Genomic DNA, 2,655 nt, shown 5'->3' with positions numbered 1-2,655 from the left:
ACGGCAGATCATCCTCGACTTCGGGCAGGATATCGGGCGCATGACGGTGCTCAAGACGCTGCGGAGCCGACTGCGTTATCCACGAGGAACGCCATGCTGACCGTCAATCGGCGACACTCTATCCACAAGCAGTTCCAAGCGACACGCGATCGCCAGATATGTCGTGCCTGGCGGGTGGAAAGGCATGACAAAACGGGCCGTCAGCACCGATCAGCACGGTGGGTTTTGGCAATAACGGGCTTGCGAAAGCCAACTTGCACGGGGCGAATGATCAAAAAGTGCTCGCTGGCGGTGATAGGGAAAGTGTCGGCGCCGGCTTCACGGATTCAGGTTAGGGTAAGAGCTGCTTGCCTGTGGCCTCGCAAAATCAGACCTTGCGTTAGTCATTTGCCATGTGGCTGCACATAGGTTCTATATTTAATTTATATAGCATCAAAAAACACCGCACAGGAGTCCTCGGCAGTTATTGCTGCTGTGGTTGCCGTTAATACAAGGAGTCGCTTTCATGGTTGGGCAGGATAGAACGCCACAATATAAAGAAAACAGTCTTTCGTTGGTCGGTGCCGTTGCATTAGGCACCGGCGTGATGATTGGGGCCGGTATTTTTGCGCTAACCGGCCAAATGGCCGAAATGACTGGTCGGCTATTTCCTCTAGCCTTTCTGGCCGCTGCCGTCATTGTCTCTTTCAGCGCTTATTCTTACGTTAAAATGTCCAATACCTTCCCATCAGCAGGTGGGATTGGCATGTATTTACAGAAAGCGTATGGCCCGACGCTTCCCACCGCCTTTCATGCCCTCCTGATGTATTTTTCCATGGTGATCGCACAGAGTTTTTTGGCGAGAACGTTTGGTTCCTACACGCTTGAGTTGTTTGACCTGGGGGATCGTTCACTATTTGTGCCCCTACTCGGGGTTGGTTTACTGCTAATAGCCTTTTTGATCAATTTATCCGCCAACCGCTTGATCGAGACCGTCGCCTCGGTGCTCGGATTTATCAAAATAGGTGGCATTATAGTGTTTGGTATTGTCGGCGTGTTTATTGCCGACTCCATCGAAATGGGTGCTGGCAACGATGCACCTACGCCTACGATAACGGGCTTTTTAGGTGCTACGGCGCTCGGCATACTGGCATTTAAAGGCTTCACGACGATTACCAATAGTGGTTCGGAGCTTAAAGATCCTAAGCGGAATCTTGGCAAAGCTATCACGATCTCGATTGCGCTATGCGTGGTGATCTATGCCCTTGTCGGTTTTGCCGTTGCCAGCAACCTATCTTTGCCTGAAATTATCGAAACCCAAGACTACTCCCTGGCCGCCGCTGCCCGTCCCGCACTGGGTGAAGCGGCAGTTGCGTTTACCGTCATTCTCGCCATGTTGGCAACGGCGGGCGGTATCATCGCCAGCGTCTTTGCCGTTTCACGCATGCTCGCCATGCTGACAGAAATGAAGCTGGTTCCTCACCGCCATTTCCACATGCCCGGCAGTGTACAAAAGCATACACTGGTGTACACCATCGTATTTGGCTTAGTGCTCACCGCTTTTTTTTGACCTGAGCCGCATCGCAGCATTAGGCATCATTTTCTACCTGATCATGGATATGGCCATCCACTGGGGTGTGCTTCGTCATCTCAAGGACAGAGTGGGGGCTAATCCTGTTATTCCTAGCATTGCCATACTACTAGATGCTGTCGTGTTAATCGGCTTTTTATGGGTAAAAGCCATTTCGGACCCCATGGTGCTCATCGTTGCTGGCGTAGTAATGGCTACTCTTTTACTCGGCGAATGGATTTTCCTATCCAAACGCGACGCTTCAAACGATAGCGAGCACTCTCACACTCATTAACGTTAATAGCGTTATAGGAGGTACCAAATGGACGTTAGAACCTTTGGTGAATTGATCGATTGGACCCGTCAGTTACACGAGCATCTTGCAGCTTGCCTTGCTCATTGCGCCGATATACACGAAGAAGAGCGCGCTCGCATGTTGCTCAATTACTTAGCTGCACAGGAAGCGGAAATGCAGCGCGTTGTGGCGCGCTTTGAACAGACTGTTGACGCGAAAGCATTAAAAACCTACGTTTATGACTATTTGGAGCATAAACCTATCCGTACGCATCGTACCTGCGATGCGCCCTATTCCACGCTAAGTGTTGACGACATTTGCCGAGAGGTTTTTGATTTCCATGAACAAACGATAAACCTTTATCGAACCCTCGTTGGCAAAGCGGAAATTCCTGAGGCTAAAGAGCTCTTAGATTCCCTTTTAGCACTTGAAGAGCACGAAGCCATGCGCCTTGTTCGCCAAACGGGGAGAATGAACGATGTCTGAAGACCATAACGAGACAAAGGTGAAAGTCACTGTTACATGGGATTGACCTCTGTGCAGCACGTAGCCGAATAATGTCAGCAAAGGGCCTGAATGGGCCCAACAGCTCGCTAGGAGAAGGATCATGGAAATTCGCAAGCATACTCTCGCTCTCGGACTCGCCCTGGCACTCGGTGCCAGTGGTAGCGGCATCGCTCTCGCCCAGAGCATGCCGACCAATCAGCCCAATCAGGGTAGCGGCATGACGGGCGGCAGCGGCGGCCAAGGCGGCATGGGCCCTGACATGATGGGCGGAATGATGGGCGGCGGCCAGGGCGACATGGGGCCC

1 protein-coding gene and 2 pseudogenes are annotated in these 2,655 nt (G+C 51.8%); all 3 read left to right on the top strand.

Annotation, left to right across the window (positions count from 1 at the left end):
- The first annotated feature begins 505 nt into the window (after positions 1-505).
- Positions 506-1,844, top strand: a pseudogene (locus A3220_RS16130) (APC family permease).
- A 27-nt stretch (positions 1,845-1,871) separates the two neighbouring features.
- Positions 1,872-2,330: a hypothetical protein gene (locus tag A3220_RS16125; RefSeq protein ID WP_044630612.1), complete on the top strand. Its 459-nt coding sequence runs from the start codon at positions 1,872-1,874 to the stop codon at positions 2,328-2,330.
- A 121-nt stretch (positions 2,331-2,451) separates the two neighbouring features.
- Positions 2,452-2,655 (top strand): annotated as a pseudogene (locus A3220_RS16120) (hypothetical protein); the annotation flags it as partial.

This window comes from Halomonas sp. KX33721 (assembly GCF_001596805.1).
Taxonomy (GTDB): Bacteria; Pseudomonadota; Gammaproteobacteria; order Pseudomonadales; family Halomonadaceae; genus Vreelandella; species Vreelandella aquamarina.
Note: the sequence above shows the minus strand (reverse complement) of the source record. Positions and strands in the feature narration are given on the sequence as shown.

What these genes read in the sequence shown, in the direction of transcription:
- A3220_RS16125 (WP_044630612.1), top strand. Translation starts at nt 1,872, where the DNA reads ATGGACGTTAGAACCTTTGGTGAATTGATCGATTGGACCCGTCAGTTA.